This is a genomic window from Mesorhizobium sp. URHB0026, assembly GCF_054059755.1.
Genome location: NZ_JBSSCN010000001.1, coordinates 742,072 through 760,169 on the forward strand (window position 1 = coordinate 742,072; position 18,098 = coordinate 760,169).

Sequence of the window (18,098 nt, forward strand, 5' to 3'; positions counted from 1 at the left end):
GATGAAAGAAAAGAACCTTCTCGCGGAACTCGCCGCCTATCTGTTCTCCCATTCGGACAAGGAGAGCGGCCGCACGCCGTCGGAACGCGAATTGGCCGAGCATTTCGGCGTCAGCCGCGGCCAGATCCGCGAAGCGCTCGCCATTCTCGAGGCAATGCGCATCGTCGAGCGCCGCGCCAAGTCAGGCATCTACATCGACACCAAGCAGGCCAGCGTCGAGGCGCTGGCGCTGTTCGCACGGGCCGGCCTGCCGCTTGATCCCTTGCAGATCTATGAGACGGTCGAGTTGCGCAAGATCCATGAGATCAAGGCCGCCGAGCTTGCCTGCTCGCGCGCCACCGAGGAGAATTTCGAGCGCCTGCGCGAAATCCTCAAAGCGTCGGAAGACCGCATCGCCGCTGGCGAAGGTCTGGCCAAGGAGGACCGCGAGTTTCACCTCGAGATCGTGCGCGCCACCAAGAACAGCGTCTTCCACAATATCTGCAGCGTCTACTATCTGATGGGCGAGCAGCGCCTGCCGATCTACTTCAACGATCCCGAACGCAGCGTGCGCTCGCACGCCGAGCACGTGCAGATCTACGAGGCGCTGCTGCGCCGCGACGGCAATCTCGCCCAGGCGCTGATGAGCGCCCATCTGCAAGGCGCGGAAAGCTATTGGAAGGGATTGATCGAGGGCGGCATGGCGGCTTCGCCCGCGGGCGCGGCACTCGAAAGGGCCTGACCGTGACCCAGACCGTGCCAAAGATCCTGTCAACGCATCCGCTGCACCCGCGCGCCACGGCCAAGCTGGCCGGCGCCGGCCAGTTGATCATCGCTTCGGCGCTTGACCCCGGCACATTGGCGAGGGAAGCCAAGGATGCCGACATCGTCATCGTGCGGGCGCCGCTGCCGCCGGCGCTGTTCGAGGTTGCATGGAAGCTGAGGGCCGCGATCGCGCCATGGCGCCGGGCTCGACATGATCCCGATGGAAGCGGCCGCGGCGGCCGGCGTGCTCGTGGCCAACGTGCCGGCGGTCAATGCCCGCTCGGTGGCCGAACATGTCATGTTCACCGCGCTTGCACTGCTGCGGCAGTTCCGCAGGGTCGACCGCGACCTGCGCGCCAAGGGCTGGCTGGCCGGACGCGAGCATGCCAATGCCAACGTCGAACTCGCCGGCAAGACCATCGGCATCGTTGGTCTCGGCGCCGTCGGGCAGGCGGTCGGCCACATCGCCGCACACGGCTTCGACCTCAAAGTGGTGGCAACGACACGCAGCATGCAGCCGGCGCCGGAAAAGGTCGGCTTCCTGTCGATCGACGCGCTGGTCGAGCAGAGCGATATCATCGTGCTCTGCTGTCCGCTGACGCAGGAGACACGCGGCCTGATCAGCCGCGAGCGCATCGCCCGCATGAAACCCAACGCACTGCTGATCAACGTATCGCGCGGACCGGTCGTCGATGACGACGCGCTGGTTGAGGCCTTGCAGGAGCGCCGCGTCGGCGGCGCCGCGCTCGACGTTTTCTCTACGCAGCCGCTGCCGCCAAATCATCCCTATTTCGGCTTCGACAACGTCATCGTCACCCCGCATATGGCAGGCATTACCGAGGAATCGATGATGCGCATGGGCGTCGGCGCGGCCGGCGAAGCCCTTCTGGTGCTGGCCAACAAACTGCCTGTCAATCTGCGCAATCCAGAAGTGGTCGATCACTACCGGCGTCGATTTCCGGCGCGGATATAGCATCGCGGTTTCGCCCCAATTCTCCGCGACGTTGCGGGCCATGTCCGGTCTTCGCGTTGCAGTTCTGATTGTCGCAACTTCGTCCATCTGCACCTCGCCGTCATTCGCAGCGGCCGAGAGCAGCTATGTCTACTGCGACAACAGACTACGCTGCTTCAAGGCGCCCTGCCCGTCGAGCAGCGCACTCGACCTTGGCACCGGCACCATCATCAAGGGCGTGTCGATCGACACCAGCGGATTGCCGCGGGCCGACAAGGCGATAACGGCTCAGTCCGACGTGCTTTATAGCGGAAAGATCGTCGTCAGAGGCTCGATCGAGCACCGCATCCAGACCTTCGCCGGCAAGGAATACAGCCTGCCCCGGCTGGTCGCGACCCGCATCGTGCGCAGCGCCAAGGACAGCGAACGCAAGCACTGTTCATCGCATTGATCCGTCATCTACGAGTCACTGCCGATCAACCCCCAGCAGCCTCTCCACCGACACGGCGATCCGCAGCAGATACCGGTCATGGCCGTTGCGCGCCACGAGCATCAACCCCATTGGCAGCGATGGTCCCGGCATCGGCAATGAGATTGCGCAAAGGTCGAACTGGTTGGCGATCTGGGTGTTGCGCAGCAGCAGGGCTTCGGTGCGGTCACGCAACTCCGCATCCTCGGCCATGGAAGCGATGGCCGGCGCCGTCACCGGCGTGGCTGGCAACGCCAGCACGTCAACCGATGCCAGCCGCTCATCCATGGCGGCGGCCAGCACGGCACGGCGGCCGAGCGCCCTGATATAGACCGGCGTCGGCAGCAGCGCCGCCCGCGACAATGGCCCGCTGACATGCGGGTCGACCGGCACCGATGCGCCTGTCGCCAGCCAGTCAGCATGCACTTCCGCGCCCTCCATCGCCGCGATCGAACCGCGCTTGGTGGCCGCGCGCAGATCCGCGATCATGTCGTCGATCGACAGATCCGTAATGCGTGCGCCAGCCTGTTCGATCTTGCCGAGACAATACTCGAAGGCGGCGGCAAGCTCGCCTTCCGTCTCGCCGAAAAGAACGCCGCGCGGAATGCCGATGCGAAGCCCGGCAAGTGGAATGGCCGCCAACTCCGTCGGCACTTCGCCGGCCATAACCGAGTCGGCGGCGGCGCATTGCGAGACGGTTCGGGCAAGCGGGCCGACCGAGTCCAAAGTGCCCGAAAGCGGGAAGGCGCCGGAGAGCGGCACGCGCCGCGCCGTCGGCTTGAAGCCGACGACGCCATTGAGCGCCGCCGGAATGCGGATCGAGCCGCCGGTGTCGGAGCCGATCGAGATTTCGCTCGTTCCCTCCCCGACGGACACACCGGCCCCGGATGACGAACCGCCGGGGATGCGGCTCGCGTCCGTCGCATTGCCAGGCGTGCCGTAATGCATGTTGTCGCCGATCGCGGTGAAGGCGAACTCGGTCATGTTGGTCTTGCCGATGACGACCGCACCGGCTTGCCGAAGCCGGCTGACGATGGCGGCGTCGCGCTGTGCCGGCGCGGCGGTCCTGCGCATCAGCGACCCGGCCGTGGTCGGCTCGCCGGCGACATCGAACAGGTCCTTGATCGAGACAATGGTGCCGTCGAGCGGGCCGAGTGTCACGCCCACTCTCTTGCGGGCATCGCTGGCGTCAGCCGCGACCCGCGCCGCTTCGGCATAGAGCTTCGTGAAGACCTTCTCGTCGGCCACACGATTGGTAAGACGTGACATGATAGTTTCGAGGCGGTCGCGGATTGGTTGCATGTTGGTGTCGGACTCCGCCAGAATGGAACGTCTTTAAGGCAAGCAGCCGTTGGGACTGCCGAAGGGATAACCCGGCCAGCGTGCCTTTGCACCTGCCAGACAGGAAGATACTGATGCTGTACAAAGGCAGCTGCCATTGCGGCAAGGTTGCGTTCGAGGTGGAGGGCGAACTTGAGGGCGTCGTGCGCTGCAACTGCTCGATCTGCGCCCGCAAGGGTGCGCTGCTATGGGCCGTGCCACACGACAAGCTTACGCTCGTCGCCTGGGGCGATGACCTTGGCCGCTACACATTCGGCGAGGCGAGAATAGCACACCGCTTCTGCCGAACCTGCGGCATCCATCCATTTGCCGAGGACACCAGCCAAGGCGAACGCAGCGCTTACGTCAACATCAATTGCGTCACTGGTCTCGACCCGTCCACCTTGTCGATCTTCGACTTCGACGGGCGTTCGGCCTGAGCAATTCTGCTCTATCGGTAGCCTGTCGCGTCAGCCGGTTTGCCGGCATCCTGAACTTCCGGAACATAGCGCCAGGCATCGGGTTGAGAACCGTCCAAATCGGTGAAACCGTAGACTTGCGCCAGCCCGCCACTGGACAGTGACTGCCCGTTCCAGCGCTCGCGATCCGGATCCGCCGCCAAGGCGGCAACGGCGCGGCCAACGAAACGCGGCGTTTCGGAAATGACGAAATGCGGCACTTTTGCCGTGGCGTCGCGCCAGTTTTCCTCGGCAACGCCGTAAAGCTCCAGCATCATTTCCGAACGCATCCAGCCAGGCGTCAGCGAGACCGATGTGGAGCCGTGTTTCGCAAGATCCTTGGCGTGGGCCCAAGCCATGCGGTTCACCGCTACCTTGGCAAGGTCGTAGAAGGGCGACAGGCGATAATGCCCGGCATTGTATTCGGCGGTACCGTCGGTGATTTCGACAAGCAACCCGCCCGGCCGCTCGATCATCAACGGCAAGGCATGGTGCGCGGTGATCAGATGCGTGTCGATGGCCAGGCGCATCATCCGCAAGCCGTTCTCCAGATTGTGCTCCCAGACCGGCTTGTTCCATTCGAACAGTTGTTCACCGCCCCAGATATCGTTGACCAGTATGTCGAGCCGACCCTGTTCGGCCCGGATGCGCCCGACCAGGCCGCGTACGTCATCGGCGATGAGATGATCGACCCGCACTGCATTGCCGCCATTCGCGGTAACCAATTCCGCCGTCTTCTCGATCGTCTCAGGCCGGGCATACTCCGATGGCTGCCCGCGCGTGCTTCGCCCCGTGACATAGACCGTGGCGCCGGCGGCGCCGAGTTCGATCGCTATGCCACGCCCGGCACCCCGTGTGCCGCCGGCAACCAGGGCAACTTTCCCCTGCAACGTCATTGAACTCTCCCAAAACAGCATCATCGATCAAATCCGAGCTGGCTCACGCCGCCCGCATCATATATAAATGATCATTCGGTTATATCAGGATGTCAAGATGACCCGTCCCAAAACCCGGTCCGACGAGCAGGTGCTGGAAGCCGCATTGCGATTGATCCACGAGCACGGCCCGGAGGCCCTCACCTTCGAGCGTCTGGCAAAAGCCTGCGGCCTTTCAGGCGCAACCCTGGTGCAGCGCTTCAAGAACAAAGCGCGGTTGAAGCAGCGCACCTTGCTGCATGCCTGGGACGGTCTTGACGACAAGACCAGAACGCTGGCCACCGACATTGTAAGAACCCCGGCTGGCGCCATCGAATTGCTGGTTGCGCTATCGCAAGGCTATGGCGGCATCGAAACCTATGCCGAAGGCCTGCTCGTCTTGCGCGAGGATCTGCGCGACCCCGTTCTGAGGGCGCGTGGCGCTGCCTGGAAGGCATTCCTATGCGCCGCTCTTGCGGCCTGCTTCGCCGAAATCGACGACCCGCCGCAAGACGTTGGCCTGCTCATGGCGTCGCATTGGCAAGGTTCGTTGCTATGGTGGAGCTTCGATCCGACGATCGAAGTGGCCGTCTATGTCGAGGACAGTCTCAACCGCTTCGTTGCCGCCATCACGACGCAAGCGGCCCGAAAACCGTAAGGGTTCTCGAGTCGTTGCCAGCGGTGGCTGTTGCGAGAGACTATTCGGACTGCTTTGGGCCGCGCAGGAACTACGACGGCAGCAGCGTCGCGGCTCCATGGCCTTGCCGCCGGGGCTGCTATGCGGTCGGTCTTCTGTTTGTCTGCAGCGCAGCATCCGGCCGCACTGCAACATGGGAGTGACGGCTTGGAGTTCCCATGCTAGAAACACCGGAATGAACTACAATTCGTCCAAAGTGGCACTGTCGACTTCTGGCGATCCTCTGACCGACATGCTGCGCGGATTGCGGCTCGACGGCGTCGACTATGGCCGCTGCGTGTTGGGCGAGCCCTGGGCCGTTTCCTTCCCCGCACAGAGGGCGGCGCGGTTTCATTTCATCGGCCAGCAGGGCTGCTGGTTGTTCTCACCCGCCAGGGAGTGGATCGAACTCTCGGTGGGTGACGCGCTTCTGATCCCGCGCGGCGACGAGCATGTCCTGGCCAGCGCGCCCGGCGTGCCTCCGGTGCCGATCGGCAGCTATACGATCGAACCGGTGTGCGAGAACATCTACGACGTCTCCAACGAGTGCAGTGGGCCCAAGACCTTGCTGTTTTGCGGCAGCATGCATTTCAATCTCGACGGCTCGCATCCGCTGCTCGACATGATGCCCACCCTCATGCAGGCACATAAGTTGATGGCGAACGCCCCGGGTATTCAGCATCTGCTCGACGCGATGGCCTCCGAGGTGACGATGGATCGGGTCGGCTCCGGCGGGATTCTGGCCCGCCTTGCCGATGTGCTCGCCGCCACGATCATCCGCTCCTGGGTCGAGAACGGCTGTGGCGATGCCACCGGCTGGATCGCCGCCGTCCGCAATCCCGACGTCGGCAAGGCGCTGGCGACCATCCACCTGCAGCCGGATCGCGATTGGAGCGTCGAGGCGCTGGCGCGGATGATGGGAGCCTCGCGCTCGGCCTTTGCCAAGCGCTTCGCCACAGTGGTCGGAGAGACGCCGGCCAAATATGTGCTGCGCGTGCGCATGCACCAGGCCAGGCAATGGTTGGCTCGCGATGGCATGAGAGTATCGGTGGCGGCGGCGAAGCTAGGCTATGATTCGGAAGCATCCTTCAGCCGCGCCTTCAAGCGGGTGATGGGCATGGCGCCAAGCCATCTGCGCCACGTTGGTGCCGGCGACAAGCCGTCCTGACGTCGGGACGACAAATCGCTGCGATCCTTCCGGCTGGAGGAATTGCCTGGTCTTTTGGACGCAGCGTCATTGCAGGCCAGCTTCCGGCGGATAATCTGGCCCGTGGAGGAAATCCCATGGCCAATCATTTCGTACTGCTCGCGCTTGGTGTCCTGTCGGTCATTCCCGGACACGCCTTTGCCCTCGAGGACAGCTATCTCCCTGCAGGCAAGATCCCTTACGTCGCCGAGGCGCCGGACCAGCCGCAGCGCCTGGGACCACTGTGGGGCGAAAGGGCCAAAGGCCCTGCCGGAACCTTGCTGAAAGTCCCGGGCAACTGGCGCGCGCCTGTCCACGCGCACACCGCAGACTATCGCGCCGTGGTCATTCAGGGTCTGTGGGCGCACTGGCAGATTGAAGGCGGTGAAGCGACCAAGGTCGAACTGCCACCTGGATCCTACTGGACCCAGAAGGCCAATGAGATGCATGACGACGCGTGCCTCTCGGAGACGGAATGCGTGATCCTGCTGATCAACGACACGCCTTACGAGACCTACCTGCCGAAATAGCCGCGCCCTATGACGCGTGCCGCAGGCTGACACCACTGCCCTTGTCGAACAGCACCACCTTGTCAGGATTCCAGGCAAAGCGCACCGGTTGCTCGATCGCGACATCGGTCCTGGCCGGCACCGTGGCGCGAAGAGTTGTATCGCCGACCCGCAGCGTCAGGATCTTTTCCACGCCATGGTTCTCGACGTCGTGGACACGCGCCTCGACCGGCGCGCCGCTTTCCAGATAAACATCCTCCGGACGGATGCCGAAGACGAGCGGGCGACCGTCGGTCGCCGCACTCGCCCCAGCCCCCGTAAAAATCTTGGCTCCCCCCGCAAAGGGCAGTTCGAAATTCAATGGCGCCATCACCGCGCGGCCGTTCACCAGCCTGCCGTCGATGAGGTTCATCGGCGGCGAGCCGACGAAGCTCGCCACATAGGTGTCGCGCGGGTTGTTGTAGATCTCGTGCGGCGTGCCGGTCTGGATGATCCGGCCATGGTTGAGCACGCCGACCTTGTCGCCCATCGACATCGCCTCGATCTGGTCGTGGGTCACAAACAGGAAGGTGGCGCCAAGCTGTATCTGCAAGTTCTTCAACTCGGTACGGAGCGCCTCGCGCAATTTGGCGTCGAGTGCCGACAGCGGCTCGTCCATCAGGAACACGCGCGGCTTGCGCACGATGGCGCGGCCGATGGAGACGCGCTGCATCTCGCCGCCGGACAGGCGGTCGGTCTTGCGGTCGAGCAGATGCTCGATCCGCAGCGTGCGGGCGGCGCGGTCGACGCGGTCCTTGATCTCGGCATCCGGCAGCCGGCGGATCTTCGGTTTCAGCGGAAATTCGAGGTTTTCGCGCACCGTGTAGCGCGGGTAGAGCGAATACTGTTGCAGCACCAGCGCCACGTCGCGCTCGGCCGCGCCCCAGTCGGCGACGTCGACGCCGTCGATGAAGACCTGCCCCTCGCTCGGCTTCTCCAGGCCGGCAATCAGCCGCAGCGTCGTCGTCTTGCCGGCGCCCGTCTCGCCGAGCAGGACAAAGAATTCGCCATCGGCGATGTCGAGGTCGAGCCCGGTCAAGGCCGTGTGGTTGCCGAAGCTCTTGGAGATGTTCTTGAGCTGGATATGGGCCATCAGAGCCTCACCTCAAGCGACTTGCCGCTTGCCTTGTCGAAGAAATGCGCCTGGGTCGGATCGATTCGGGCAAACACCTTCTCGCCCGGTCCGGCAACGAAGCCGCTCTTCGTGCGGGCCCGCAGCATTTTAGAGCCAACCTTGAGGTCGACGATGTCGAAGGAGCCGAGCGGTTCCACGATCTGCGTCTCGACGGCCATGAAGCCATCGGCCGCTTCACGACGAATGAGGACGCCTTCCGGCCGGATGCCGAGTGCGAGTTGGCCGCTGGCGTGGCCGTTGAGTTTCGACAGCAGCGCCCGCGGAAACTCAAAGCCGGAAGCCGCTCCACCAACTGTAACCGAAGCCGATGACGGTGTTTCGGCAACCGCCGCGTCGGCGACATTCATCACCGGACTGCCGACGAATTGGGCCACGAACAGATTGGCCGGCCGCGAATAGACCTCGTCGGGCGTTCCCACTTGCTGCAGCACGCCCTCATGCATGATGACGATACGATCGGCGAGGCTCATGGCCTCGATCTGGTCGTGCGTGACATAGATGGTGGTCGAGCCCTGCTTGATATGCAGCCGCTTGATCTCGGCCCGCATCTCCTCGCGCAATTTGGCGTCGAGCGCGCCGATCGGCTCATCCATGAGCATCGCCTTCGGCCGCCGCACCAGCGCCCGTCCGATCGCGACGCGCTGCATGTCGCCGCCCGAAAGCGCCGACGGCTTCTTCGCCAGCAAATCCATTATCTGCAGCGTCTTGGCGACCGAGCGCACTTCCTGGTCGATCTCGCTTTTGCTCTTGCGCGTGGCGCGCAAGGGAAAGGCGATGTTCTCGTATACGCTCATATGCGGGTAGAGCGAGAATGACTGGAACACCATGGCGATGTCGCGGTCGGCGGCCTTCAGATGCTGGACCGGCTTGCCGTCGATGAGGATGTCGCCCTCGTCGATGGTTTCCAGTCCGGCGATGGCGCGCAACGTCGTCGTCTTGCCGCAACCGGACTGGCCGAGCAGCACGATGAACTCATTGTCCGCGATCTTGAGGTTGAGGTCCTTGATGACCTGGACGGCACCGAAGAATTTCTGGACGCCGCGAAGCTCGATCTGGGTCAATGCTGTGCTCCCGGATTTCGCGCGTCCGCGGCATGACCGGTGCCGGCCTGTTCCTCGGGCGCGATCTTCGAGGTGATGTTGAAACCGATCAGCCCGATCAGGATGATGGTCAGGCCGTAGGTGTGCAGGGTCATGTTCCAGGGCTGGCAGAGGGCCACGATGCCGAGCACCATGAGTATCTGCGAACCCGGTTCCAGATATTTCTGATTGATGGCGCGAAAGCTCATTTGCGGATCGCTCCGAAGGACATGCCGCGCAGCAGATGGTTGCGGAGCAGGAAGGTGAAGATGGCGACCGGCAGCAGGAACAGGAAGGTGCCGGCGGCTATCACCGTCCAGTCCGGCAGGCCCGAGCCGACCTGGCTCGGGATGAACGGCGGCGCGGTCTGGGCGCGGCGGTTGGTCATGATCAGCGCGAAGGCGTATTCGTTCCACGCCGTGATGAAGCAGAAGACGGCGGTGGCGGCGATACCGGTGGCGGCCTCCGGCAGCACGATCTTGAAGAAGGCTTCCATGCGTGTGTAGCCGTCGACCAGTGCCGCCTCCTCATATTCCTTCGGGATTTCATCCATGAAACCCTTCATCAGCCACACCGAAAAGGACAGGTTGAAGGCGGTGTAGAGAATGATCAGCCCGATGTGGGTATCGTTGAGGCCGACCGCGCGGTACATCAGGAACATCGGGATCGCGACCACCACCGGTGGCAGCATGCGTGTCGACAGGATGAAGAAGAGCAGGTCCGCCTCCCCGTTCACCCTGAAGCGCGAGAAGCCATAGGCGGTGAACGTGCCCATGCCGACGGCCAGCACTGTCGAGGTGATGGCGATGATCAGCGAGTTCAGGAAGCGGCTCGGATAGCCCGACCACTGCACCTGGCCCTTGCCGTCGCGCACGATCTTTTCGCCACCGTCGAAGACGACCCGCTCCCACCATGGGGCCGCCGCGTACTCTTCCGGCGACGGCGGACTGCGCAATTGAGAGCGCTTGGTGAACAGCTTCACGAACGGCGATATCTCCGGCTGGAAGACGACGGTCGGCGGAATAGTGGTGGCAAGATTGCGCGGCTTGAACGCCGTCGAGGCGATCCAGTAGATCGGCGCCAGGAAGATGATCGTCACCAGCAGCACGGCGACTATAGCGACGCGGTTGAAGGTGATTTCGGAAGAAGTGCGGACGGCTGCCATCTCAGCGCTCCTTCACCTTGTTGAGATATTTGACGTAGATGTTGGTGATCGCCAGCACCATGATCAGAACGATGTAGGCCATCGCGCAGGAGCGCCCGGTCTGCCATTCCTGGAACGCCATCTTGTAGAGCCGGATCGAGATCAGCTCGGCCGTCGGCTGGCTGGTCAGGATGTAGGCGAGATCGAAGGTCTTGAAGGCTTCCATGGTGCGGAAGATGACGGCGATCATCAGGATCGGCGCGACCAGCGGCAGGGTGATGCGGAAGAAGGTGTAGAACGGCCCGGCGCGGTCGATCGCGGCGGCCTCATAGAGATGCTTCGGCACCGCCGACAGTCCGGCGAGCGACAGCAGCATGACGAAGGGCGACCACATCCAGATATCCGTCAACGCAACAGCGTAGAGTGCCATCTTGGGATCGGCCAGCCACTCGAAATTGCCGAGCCCGAGCGCATAGTTGATAACTCCCCATGACGGGTCGTAAAGCAGTTTCCAGAATAGCCCGACCACCGCCATCGACAGCATCATCGGCAGCAGCAGCAGCGTGGTGATAAGACCCTTGAGCGGAATGTCCCGGTTGAGCAGCATCGCCACGCCGAAGCCGACAAGCAGCTGTCCGACGACCGAGACAATCACGTATTTCGCCGTGATGGCGAAGTTCGACCAGACATAGGGGTCGTTGAGCAGGTCGCGATAATTCTGCAGCCCGACGAAATTCGCCGGCGCATTGGTCGACGCGCGGAAGTCGGTGAAGGAATAGCCGAGCGAGTAGATCAGCGGAAAAATGTTGTAAGACGATCAGGAACAGAACCGTCGGGATGATGAAGAGATTGCGGATGGAGATATCGCTTAGGCCGCGTGCCGCGGCGCGCGTGGATCTGTCGAGGGTGGTGGTCATCGTGGTCGCCAAGACCCTGCTCCCGGTTCAAGAAAAAGAAACGGAGGAGGCGACACCGCCCCCTCCGCGGGACATGAAGGATTATTGGACGCGGCCGTATTTCTTGAAGGTCGCGTTCCAGTCTCCAGCCAATGCGTCCAGCGTTTCCTTTGCGGTGCCACTGCCGCCGATCATGTAGGGATAAACGCGCTGGTTCAGCTGCTGCAGCAGTTCGGCATATTCCGGCACCGCCCAGAAGTCCTTCACCTTGAACATGGTCTCGTAGAAGGCCTTGTTGTAGGGCGTTGCGTTCTGGAACTCAGGCGACTTGAGCACCGCCTGGCTGCAGGTATAGCCGCCAAGGGCAGCCCACTTCTTCTGGGTCTCGTCCTTGATGAACCATTCGAGGAACTTCATCGCCTCGTCTTGCTTCTTCGAGTACGAGATGACGGAGATGCCTTGCCCGCCGAGTGCGGCGAACTGATCGCCATTTGGACCGGGAGGGTTGGCGAAGAAGCCGGTGTTCTTGGCATTCGGGTTCGACGCCTCGTTGATCAGCGAGGGGAAGAACGCGAAGAAGTTCATGCTCATCGCGGCCAGGTTTTCAGTGATTGCCTGGTTGTCCTCGACGAAGAACGATTTGGCCCAGCCCGGAGGCGTGAACTTGTAGAGCTCCTTGTAGGCATCGAGCGCGGCCACCGCCTTGTCGGAGTTGATGTGACCGTCGACCTTGTAGGTCGTGTAGTCGCCCAGCTCACCACCATAGGAGAACAGCGCGTTCTCGAAGCCCATCGCCATCGCGTCGTAGGAATTGTCGGTGTAGATGGCGATGCCGTATCTCTTCTGATCCGGCCGGTGGAAGAACTCGGCGATGTCGCGCAGCGCCTTGAAATCCTTCGGCACGTCGAGGTCGTAGCCGTATTTGGCCTTGAAGGCTTCCTTTTCCTTGGGATCCTCGAACCAATCCTTGCGATAGGACCAGCCGACGGCGTCGCCCTCAAGCGGGATCGCCCAGTATTTGCCGCTGTTGCCGGGATACTCGGCATAATATTTCACCGTCGCCGGTGCCATGACGTTGCCGAGATCATGCTTCTTGAAGAAGTCGGTCAGGTCGACGTAGTGGCCGCCGGTGGAGCCGGCGCCGAGCCACTGCGAGTCGCCGACGACCAGGTCATAGGCGTCGCCATGGGCGTTGAACTCGGTAAAGGCCTTGGTCTGGAAGTCGGACCAGGGCGTGGTCTCCACCGTGATCTTGACGCCGGTTTCCTTCTCGTACTCGTTGCCGAGTTCCTGCAGGTAATTGGCCGGATCCCATTCCGCCCAGAAGATGGTGAGCGACTTTTCCTGCGCGTAGACGGACGTTCCGCAGGCAAGCGTTAAGCCGATACCAGCAAGCATGCTGGTCACTAACTTGCGCATAATGATTTCCTCCCTTGTGCGCATTCTACCTTGTCGTACGAGCCGGCGACGGAGCCGGCCCTGGTAGTTCCTCCCGTGGTCGCGCTTTTCCGAATTCGGAGCCTCCTCGCTCAGTCCGGAAATGGATCGCAGCCCTCACTTTCGAACCGCTTATCTTCCTTGATCTGGTATTACCAATCCTGCAGCGACGTCAAGTCCTTTCTTGAACGGAGGGCTGGGCCGTTACCGTCCAACTGGAGCTTTATCTGCCTGTTTTCCCATGATTTTCCTACTCAGTGATACACATTGGCCTTGCCCCATGACCTTATTTTGGGCTAGGATCAGCGGTATGCAGGGAAATCTGGTCGAACCAGATTGGGACTATTCTGCCGCTCCTGAAGCAGACCCATCACCACCATAAGCCGACTCCGCGATTGCCGTGCGCACCAGCGCACTCGCCGCCCATTGCGCCACCGACATCGTCCGGCGGCTGTCCAGCCCCCATATATCCTTGAGCACGATCAGCACCTCCACGCCGAAGATCAGCGACAGCGCCTGCGCCAGCCGCTTGACGTCGCGCGGCGGCAAGCGGCCCTTGAGCGGCGTGAGCGCCTCCTTCAGCAATTCGACGCGATGGCCGCGCGTGAAGGCCGGCTCTCCGCCCAGCGTGCCCGCTTGGCGCCGCGCCCATTGATCGAGCGACAGCTTCAACGCAGCCTTGAATGTCGCCTCGAAGGCCTCGATGCGCGGCATGGCCGTATCGAACAGTTCGGCGACGCGGCGCTCGGCATCGGCGGCGGTGGACTTCCAGGTCAAGATTGGCCCCAGCCCCTCGTCGACGACGGCCTGGACCAGGGCTGCCTGGCTGGGGAAATAGCGGTAGGCCGTGGCCCGGGAGACCTCGGCTGCCTCCGCGACCTCGCTGACGGAAGGCGTGGCACCCGCCTGCATCAGTCGCGTGGCCGTCTCCAGCATCAGCCGCTTTGTCCGCGCCCGCGGTCCGCGCTCGGCCCTCTCCCCGGCGTTGTCGTCCGTTGCGGGTTGTTGACGTGAGACATCCATGCCAATACGATACGCGCGTCTCAAAAATTTGCAATGGCAGCCCTTTTCCTGGAGTGGCCACGTTGACGCTCTACGGCGCACAAAGCTTTCTGATGAGCATCACCACCTTCGAACCAACCAACCGAGGGAGGCGCGGATGAAGCGCATCCATGTGGTGGGCACCGCCGACACCAAGGGCGAGGAACTCGCCTTCCTGGCCGATGCGATCGCCGCGACGGGGGCCGTCGTCTGCCGTGTCGATGTCGGCACGCGAGGCGCGACCGTGCCGGTCGACGTCTCGGCTGAGGAGCTAGCCGCTCATCACCCCGATGGCCGCGGTGCGGTGCTCGGAATCGACGACCGCGGCAGATCGGTTGCGGCAATGGCTGAGGCCTTCACGCGCTTTGTCCGGTCCCGCGACGACATATCGGGCATCATCGGCATTGGCGGCGGCGGAGGCACCTCGATCATCACAGCGGGCATGCGCGCGCTGCCGCTCGGTCTGCCCAAGCTCATGGTCTCGACGTTGGCCTCGGGCGACACGGCCCCCTATGTGGACGTGTCCGACATCATCATCATGCCATCGGTGACCGACATGGCAGGCCTCAACCGGCTGTCTCGTGTCGTGCTGCACAACGCCGCCCGGGCGATAGCGGGCATGGCGGTCAATCCGGCGCCTGCAGCGGACGGCAAGGCCTCGATCGGCCTCACCATGTTCGGCGTGACCACGCCTTGCGTGACGGCAATCGCCGAACACCTCCGCTCGACTTATGATTGCATGGTCTTCCATGCCACTGGCACTGGCGGCCGCAGCATGGAGAAGCTGGCCGACAGCGGTCTGCTGTCGGGTGTCGTCGACATCACCACAACGGAGGTCTGCGACCTGCTGTTCGGCGGCGTGTTGCCGGCGACGGAGGATCGTTTCGGTGCCATCGCCCGCACCAAGCTGCCCTATGTCGGCTCGGTCGGCGCGCTCGACATGGTCAATTTCTGGGCGCCATCGACCATTCCGGAGCATCATCGTGGTCGGCTGTTCTACGAGCACAATCCGAACGTCACGCTGATGCGCACGACCGCGCGGGAATGCCGCGCGATCGGCGAATGGATCGGCACAAGGCTCGCCCGCTGCGAAGGCCCGGTGCATTTCCTGATCCCGGAAAATGGCGTTTCCGCGCTCGACATCGAAGGCGGCCCCTTCTTCGATCCAGAAGCCGACGCAGCTCTGTTCGAAGCCATTGAGCGCACCATCAGGCCGGGTGCGACGCGCCGCGTCACCCGCCTGGCGCTGCACATCAACGATCCGGACTTTGCCAAGGCGGCGGTCGCGGCCTTTCTCGACATCGCCAGACAGTGAGACCCAGACATGCCAGCCATACCACGCAAGGACATACTGAAGAAGTTCCGGGGAATGATCGACAAAGGCGTGCCGATCGTCGGTGGCGGCGCCGGCACCGGTCTGTCTGCCAAGGCCGAGGAGGCCGGCGGCATCGACCTCATCATCATCTACAATTCCGGCCGCTACCGCATGGCTGGCCGCGGCTCGGCCGCCGGCCTGCTCGCCTATGGCAACGCCAACGAGATCGTCAAGGAGATGGCCTATGAGGTGCTGCCGGTGGTCAGACACACGCCGGTGCTGGCCGGCGTCAACGGCACCGATCCCTTCGTCATCATGCCGCTGCTGCTGGCGGAACTGAAGACGATGGGGTTTTCCGGCGTTCAGAACTTTCCCACCATCGGCTTGTTCGACGGCCAGATGCGACAGAGTTTCGAAGAGACCGGCATGGGCTTCGGCCTAGAGGTGGACATGATCGCCGAGGCACACAAGCTCGACCTCCTGACCACGCCCTATGTCTTCAACCCCGAAGAAGCGCGCGCCATGACCAAGGCGGGCGCCGACATCGTTGTCGCCCATATGGGCGTGACCACCGGCGGCTCGATCGGCGCCACCTCGGCCAAGTCGCTCGACGACTGCGTCGTGGCCATCGACGCCATTGCCGAGGCGGCGCGCTCAGTGCGCAAGGATGTCATCCTGCTTTGCCATGGCGGCCCGATCTCGATGCCCGACGATGCCCGCTACATCCTCTCCCACGCCAAGGGCCTGCACGGCTTTTATGGCGCAAGCTCGATGGAACGGCTGCCGGCGGAAGCCGCGATCGCCAGGCAGACGGCGGACTTCAAGGCGGTGACGCTCGGCGGTGAGAAGACCGCCAAGAAAAAGATGGGACAATGAGAGATGGCCGACAAGAGCAAGGTGTTTGTCTACCCGAAGGACGTCAGCGCCTTCGGCTTCGATTGGGGAAAACTCTCTTTGACGGTGGCACCTGAAGTGAACGGCGCGACCCGCTTTTCCGGCGGCGTTGTCGACCTGCCCTCGGGCAAGGGCCATACCCGCCACAACCATCCGGGTGCGGAAGAGATCATCTTCGTCATCTCGGGCCATGGCGAGCAGATGGTCGAGGACGAGAAGGGCAATCCGGTGGTCGAGAAAGTCGGCCCCGGCTGCACCATCTATGTGCCGGAAAGCCGCTTCCATTCGACGCTCAACACCGGCGACGGGCCGATGCAGTTGTTCGTCGTCTATTCGCCGGCCGGGCCGGAACTGGGTCTGCGAGAACTGCCGGATTTCAGGCTGATCCCGCCGCGCAGTTGATCAACCTATTCTGCTGGAGGCAGCGCCGCCTCTCATTGTGCTGCCGGACATTTCTCCCCGTATACTGACGGGGAGAAAGGTGCTGTCATCGACGCTTTCGCCAATTGCCAGTGCTGAGGCTGCTCCCTTCTCCCCGTTCTACGAAGAGAAGGTGCCCGAAGGGCGGATGAGGGGCAGCGCCGCCCTCCAAAATCAGGCCGTCCCACCCCTATTCCATCCCCGGCCCCGATCGCCAAACATCACGTACCCGCTCTCGGTCACCGCCAGCGTATCCTCCAGCTTGATGAAGCCGCGCGTCGGGTGAAGCATTGTGGTCTCCACGGACAGCACCATGTTTTTCTCCAGCGGCTTGGCCGCATAGGTGCCTTCATAGGTCACCGGGTGGTTGGTCATCAGGAACGGCGCCTCGTGCGTGATCAGCCCCATGCCGTGGGCGAAGAAATCCGTATAGGGCGCGACCTTGGATGTCTTCAGCACACCCTCGGCGTAAGCAATCATGTCGCCGCCAAGCGTGCCGGCTTTCACCTTGGAGAACGCCGCCTGCTGCACGGTTTCGACCTCGGCCAGCAGATCCTCGAGCTCGGCATCGGGTTCGCCCAGAATGCCCATCCTGCAGAGATCGCCAATATAGCCGTGATAGTTGCCGCCGGAATCGATCGACAGCACTTCGCCCTTCTTCCACGCTTGCGGGGAGGTGGCGCGGTTATGGCTGGAGCCCAGCGTCAGCAGGCAATATTCGAAATGCGCACCACGATTGGTCTCTTCGCGCCTGATCTGCTCGATCAACTCGGCCTTGGTCGTGCCCTCGCGCGCCCAAGCGATGGTCGCCAGCATGGAATCGGTGATCAGCTCGGAGGCCATGCGAAGCTTCTCCAACTCCGCGTCGGTCTTGATGGCACGCATACGTTCCAGCATGTCGGTCGCATCGATCAGCTTCGCATCGGGCAATGCCTTCCGGATCAGCGCATAAGCGTCCGAAGGCAGGAAACCGGGCTCGATACCGATGCGGGCATCGCCCTTGCCGATCTTCCTGACATGCTCGACGGCAAGATTGGCGGCGTCGAGAGTGCCCCAGCAGGCGGCATGCAGCGTCGGCGTCCAGAACGGGTGGTTCTGGTGCTCGCCGCCTTCCATGCGGTTGGCGATATAGGCAGCATGATCCGGCCCGCCCTTCTCGTAGACCACGATCGGCAAATAGCGGCTGTGGCCGATCGCATCCATGGCGGCGAAGAAGATGAACTTGTAGCCGCCCAGCAGATATTGCGTGTTGTGCTTGGAGGTCGCGAGCAGCACGTCGATGCCGGCCTCATCCATCAGCCGGTCGACCCTGGCCTGCTCGAACGGGATATTGCTGACGGCACTCTTGCCTGGCGCAATGTTCATCACTCGCTCCCTGAATTGCCCGGGATCGGCGCTGTTTCGCACCCGATCCCCGGCTCGCGATCAAATCTGCACTATTTTTCTCGCTCTGGTCTAGCCAGAATGTTC

18 protein-coding genes and 2 pseudogenes are annotated in these 18,098 nt (G+C 62.8%); 10 read left to right on the top strand and 10 right to left on the bottom strand.

Annotated features, from left to right (window positions below):
- Nucleotide 1: 1 nt before the first annotated feature.
- From ACVWWD_RS03755 to ACVWWD_RS03765, 3 genes and pseudogenes are all read left to right on the top strand, one after another.
- Nucleotides 2-721 carry a FadR/GntR family transcriptional regulator gene (locus ACVWWD_RS03755; protein ID WP_023770691.1) on the top strand — a complete coding sequence of 240 codons (720 nt, stop codon included), beginning with the start codon at nt 2-4 and terminating at the stop codon, nt 719-721.
- Nucleotides 722-735: 14 nt separating this feature from the next.
- Nucleotides 736-1,717 (top strand): annotated as a pseudogene (locus ACVWWD_RS03760) (hydroxyacid dehydrogenase).
- Between the two features lie 40 nt (nt 1,718-1,757).
- Nucleotides 1,758-2,147 (top strand): hypothetical protein, encoded by a 390-nt coding sequence (locus tag ACVWWD_RS03765; RefSeq protein ID WP_352551816.1) that lies wholly within the window; start codon nt 1,758-1,760, stop codon nt 2,145-2,147.
- A 15-nt stretch (nt 2,148-2,162) separates the two neighbouring features.
- On the opposite strand, the gene ACVWWD_RS03770 is transcribed toward ACVWWD_RS03765, so the two are convergent.
- Nucleotides 2,163-3,467, bottom strand: coding sequence for an amidase (locus ACVWWD_RS03770; protein WP_352551814.1), 1,305 nt, complete (start codon nt 3,465-3,467; stop codon nt 2,163-2,165).
- Between the two features lie 113 nt (nt 3,468-3,580).
- Between ACVWWD_RS03770 and ACVWWD_RS03775 the strand changes: the two genes are divergently transcribed.
- Nucleotides 3,581-3,925 carry a GFA family protein gene (locus ACVWWD_RS03775; RefSeq protein WP_023770695.1) on the top strand — a complete coding sequence of 115 codons (345 nt, stop codon included), beginning with the start codon at nt 3,581-3,583 and terminating at the stop codon, nt 3,923-3,925.
- 11 nt (nt 3,926-3,936) lie between these two features.
- On the opposite strand, the gene ACVWWD_RS03780 is transcribed toward ACVWWD_RS03775, so the two are convergent.
- Nucleotides 3,937-4,839, bottom strand: coding sequence for an SDR family oxidoreductase (locus tag ACVWWD_RS03780; protein WP_352551812.1), 903 nt, complete (start codon nt 4,837-4,839; stop codon nt 3,937-3,939).
- Between the two features lie 97 nt (nt 4,840-4,936).
- Here ACVWWD_RS03780 and ACVWWD_RS03785 point away from each other — a divergent pair, with 97 nt between their 5' ends.
- From ACVWWD_RS03785 to ACVWWD_RS03795, 3 genes are all read left to right on the top strand, one after another.
- A complete protein-coding gene (locus ACVWWD_RS03785) occupies nt 4,937-5,515 on the top strand; it encodes a TetR/AcrR family transcriptional regulator (protein WP_023770697.1) in 579 nt (192 codons plus the stop codon).
- Between the two features lie 214 nt (nt 5,516-5,729).
- Nucleotides 5,730-6,701 (top strand): AraC family transcriptional regulator, encoded by a 972-nt coding sequence (locus tag ACVWWD_RS03790; protein WP_352551810.1) that lies wholly within the window; start codon nt 5,730-5,732, stop codon nt 6,699-6,701.
- 116 nt (nt 6,702-6,817) lie between these two features.
- Nucleotides 6,818-7,249, top strand: a complete 432-nt coding sequence (locus ACVWWD_RS03795; RefSeq protein WP_352565973.1) for a DUF4437 domain-containing protein — start codon at nt 6,818-6,820, stop codon at nt 7,247-7,249.
- Nucleotides 7,250-7,256: 7 nt separating this feature from the next.
- On the opposite strand, the gene ACVWWD_RS03800 is transcribed toward ACVWWD_RS03795, so the two are convergent.
- From ACVWWD_RS03800 to ACVWWD_RS03830, 7 genes and pseudogenes are all read right to left on the bottom strand, one after another.
- On the bottom strand, nt 7,257-8,360 hold the full coding sequence (locus tag ACVWWD_RS03800) for an ABC transporter ATP-binding protein (protein WP_352551808.1): 1,104 nt from the start codon (nt 8,358-8,360) through the stop codon (nt 7,257-7,259).
- Nucleotides 8,360-9,463 (bottom strand): ABC transporter ATP-binding protein, encoded by a 1,104-nt coding sequence (locus ACVWWD_RS03805; RefSeq protein ID WP_352551806.1) that lies wholly within the window; start codon nt 9,461-9,463, stop codon nt 8,360-8,362. The genes ACVWWD_RS03800 and ACVWWD_RS03805 overlap by 1 nt, the downstream gene beginning before the upstream one ends.
- The gene (locus ACVWWD_RS03810) at nt 9,460-9,690 is read right to left on the bottom strand and encodes a hypothetical protein (RefSeq protein ID WP_023793683.1); all 231 of its coding nucleotides are present in this window, start codon (nt 9,688-9,690) and stop codon (nt 9,460-9,462) included. Before ACVWWD_RS03810 ends, ACVWWD_RS03805 begins: the two co-directional genes overlap by 4 nt.
- The gene (locus tag ACVWWD_RS03815; RefSeq protein WP_352551804.1) at nt 9,687-10,646 is read right to left on the bottom strand and encodes a carbohydrate ABC transporter permease; all 960 of its coding nucleotides are present in this window, start codon (nt 10,644-10,646) and stop codon (nt 9,687-9,689) included. The genes ACVWWD_RS03810 and ACVWWD_RS03815 overlap by 4 nt, the downstream gene beginning before the upstream one ends.
- Nucleotide 10,647: 1 nt before the next feature.
- A pseudogene (locus ACVWWD_RS03820) lies at nt 10,648-11,554 on the bottom strand (carbohydrate ABC transporter permease).
- 69 nt (nt 11,555-11,623) lie between these two features.
- Nucleotides 11,624-12,940 carry an ABC transporter substrate-binding protein gene (locus tag ACVWWD_RS03825; RefSeq protein WP_015315631.1) on the bottom strand — a complete coding sequence of 439 codons (1,317 nt, stop codon included), beginning with the start codon at nt 12,938-12,940 and terminating at the stop codon, nt 11,624-11,626.
- Between the two features lie 360 nt (nt 12,941-13,300).
- The gene (locus ACVWWD_RS03830; protein ID WP_023770703.1) at nt 13,301-13,981 is read right to left on the bottom strand and encodes a TetR/AcrR family transcriptional regulator; all 681 of its coding nucleotides are present in this window, start codon (nt 13,979-13,981) and stop codon (nt 13,301-13,303) included.
- A gap of 136 nt (nt 13,982-14,117) precedes the next feature.
- Between ACVWWD_RS03830 and ACVWWD_RS03835 the strand changes: the two genes are divergently transcribed.
- From ACVWWD_RS03835 to ACVWWD_RS03845, 3 genes are read left to right on the top strand one after another with little or no spacing between them, the layout of a single operon-like run.
- Nucleotides 14,118-15,314: a Tm-1-like ATP-binding domain-containing protein gene (locus ACVWWD_RS03835; RefSeq protein ID WP_457102917.1), complete on the top strand. Its 1,197-nt coding sequence runs from the start codon at nt 14,118-14,120 to the stop codon at nt 15,312-15,314.
- A 9-nt stretch (nt 15,315-15,323) separates the two neighbouring features.
- Complete coding sequence (locus ACVWWD_RS03840; protein ID WP_023770705.1) at nt 15,324-16,190, top strand: phosphoenolpyruvate hydrolase family protein; 867 nt, start codon at nt 15,324-15,326, stop codon at nt 16,188-16,190.
- Between the two features lie 3 nt (nt 16,191-16,193).
- Nucleotides 16,194-16,610: a cupin domain-containing protein gene (locus ACVWWD_RS03845; RefSeq protein ID WP_023770706.1), complete on the top strand. Its 417-nt coding sequence runs from the start codon at nt 16,194-16,196 to the stop codon at nt 16,608-16,610.
- A 192-nt stretch (nt 16,611-16,802) separates the two neighbouring features.
- Here ACVWWD_RS03845 and ACVWWD_RS03850 read toward each other — a convergent pair whose 3' ends face one another.
- Nucleotides 16,803-17,993: a Xaa-Pro peptidase family protein gene (locus ACVWWD_RS03850; protein ID WP_352551796.1), complete on the bottom strand. Its 1,191-nt coding sequence runs from the start codon at nt 17,991-17,993 to the stop codon at nt 16,803-16,805.
- Between the last annotated feature and the right edge of the window lie 105 nt (nt 17,994-18,098).

What these genes read in the sequence shown, in the direction of transcription:
- ACVWWD_RS03765 (WP_352551816.1), top strand. Translation starts at nt 1,758, where the DNA reads ATGTCCGGTCTTCGCGTTGCAGTTCTGATTGTCGCAACTTCGTCCATC.
- ACVWWD_RS03830 (WP_023770703.1), bottom strand. Translation starts at nt 13,981, where the DNA reads ATGGATGTCTCACGTCAACAACCCGCAACGGACGACAACGCCGGGGAG.
- ACVWWD_RS03840 (WP_023770705.1), top strand. Translation starts at nt 15,324, where the DNA reads ATGCCAGCCATACCACGCAAGGACATACTGAAGAAGTTCCGGGGAATG.
- ACVWWD_RS03770 (WP_352551814.1), bottom strand. Translation starts at nt 3,467, where the DNA reads ATGCAACCAATCCGCGACCGCCTCGAAACTATCATGTCACGTCTTACC.
- ACVWWD_RS03850 (WP_352551796.1), bottom strand. Translation starts at nt 17,993, where the DNA reads ATGAACATTGCGCCAGGCAAGAGTGCCGTCAGCAATATCCCGTTCGAG.
- ACVWWD_RS03835 (WP_457102917.1), top strand. Translation starts at nt 14,118, where the DNA reads ATGAAGCGCATCCATGTGGTGGGCACCGCCGACACCAAGGGCGAGGAA.
- ACVWWD_RS03800 (WP_352551808.1), bottom strand. Translation starts at nt 8,360, where the DNA reads ATGGCCCATATCCAGCTCAAGAACATCTCCAAGAGCTTCGGCAACCAC.
- ACVWWD_RS03845 (WP_023770706.1), top strand. Translation starts at nt 16,194, where the DNA reads ATGGCCGACAAGAGCAAGGTGTTTGTCTACCCGAAGGACGTCAGCGCC.
- ACVWWD_RS03795 (WP_352565973.1), top strand. Translation starts at nt 6,818, where the DNA reads ATGGCCAATCATTTCGTACTGCTCGCGCTTGGTGTCCTGTCGGTCATT.
- ACVWWD_RS03815 (WP_352551804.1), bottom strand. Translation starts at nt 10,646, where the DNA reads ATGGCAGCCGTCCGCACTTCTTCCGAAATCACCTTCAACCGCGTCGCT.
- ACVWWD_RS03755 (WP_023770691.1), top strand. Translation starts at nt 2, where the DNA reads ATGAAAGAAAAGAACCTTCTCGCGGAACTCGCCGCCTATCTGTTCTCC.
- ACVWWD_RS03810 (WP_023793683.1), bottom strand. Translation starts at nt 9,690, where the DNA reads ATGAGCTTTCGCGCCATCAATCAGAAATATCTGGAACCGGGTTCGCAG.
- ACVWWD_RS03825 (WP_015315631.1), bottom strand. Translation starts at nt 12,940, where the DNA reads ATGCGCAAGTTAGTGACCAGCATGCTTGCTGGTATCGGCTTAACGCTT.
- ACVWWD_RS03780 (WP_352551812.1), bottom strand. Translation starts at nt 4,839, where the DNA reads ATGACGTTGCAGGGGAAAGTTGCCCTGGTTGCCGGCGGCACACGGGGT.
- ACVWWD_RS03790 (WP_352551810.1), top strand. Translation starts at nt 5,730, where the DNA reads ATGAACTACAATTCGTCCAAAGTGGCACTGTCGACTTCTGGCGATCCT.
- ACVWWD_RS03775 (WP_023770695.1), top strand. Translation starts at nt 3,581, where the DNA reads ATGCTGTACAAAGGCAGCTGCCATTGCGGCAAGGTTGCGTTCGAGGTG.
- ACVWWD_RS03785 (WP_023770697.1), top strand. Translation starts at nt 4,937, where the DNA reads ATGACCCGTCCCAAAACCCGGTCCGACGAGCAGGTGCTGGAAGCCGCA.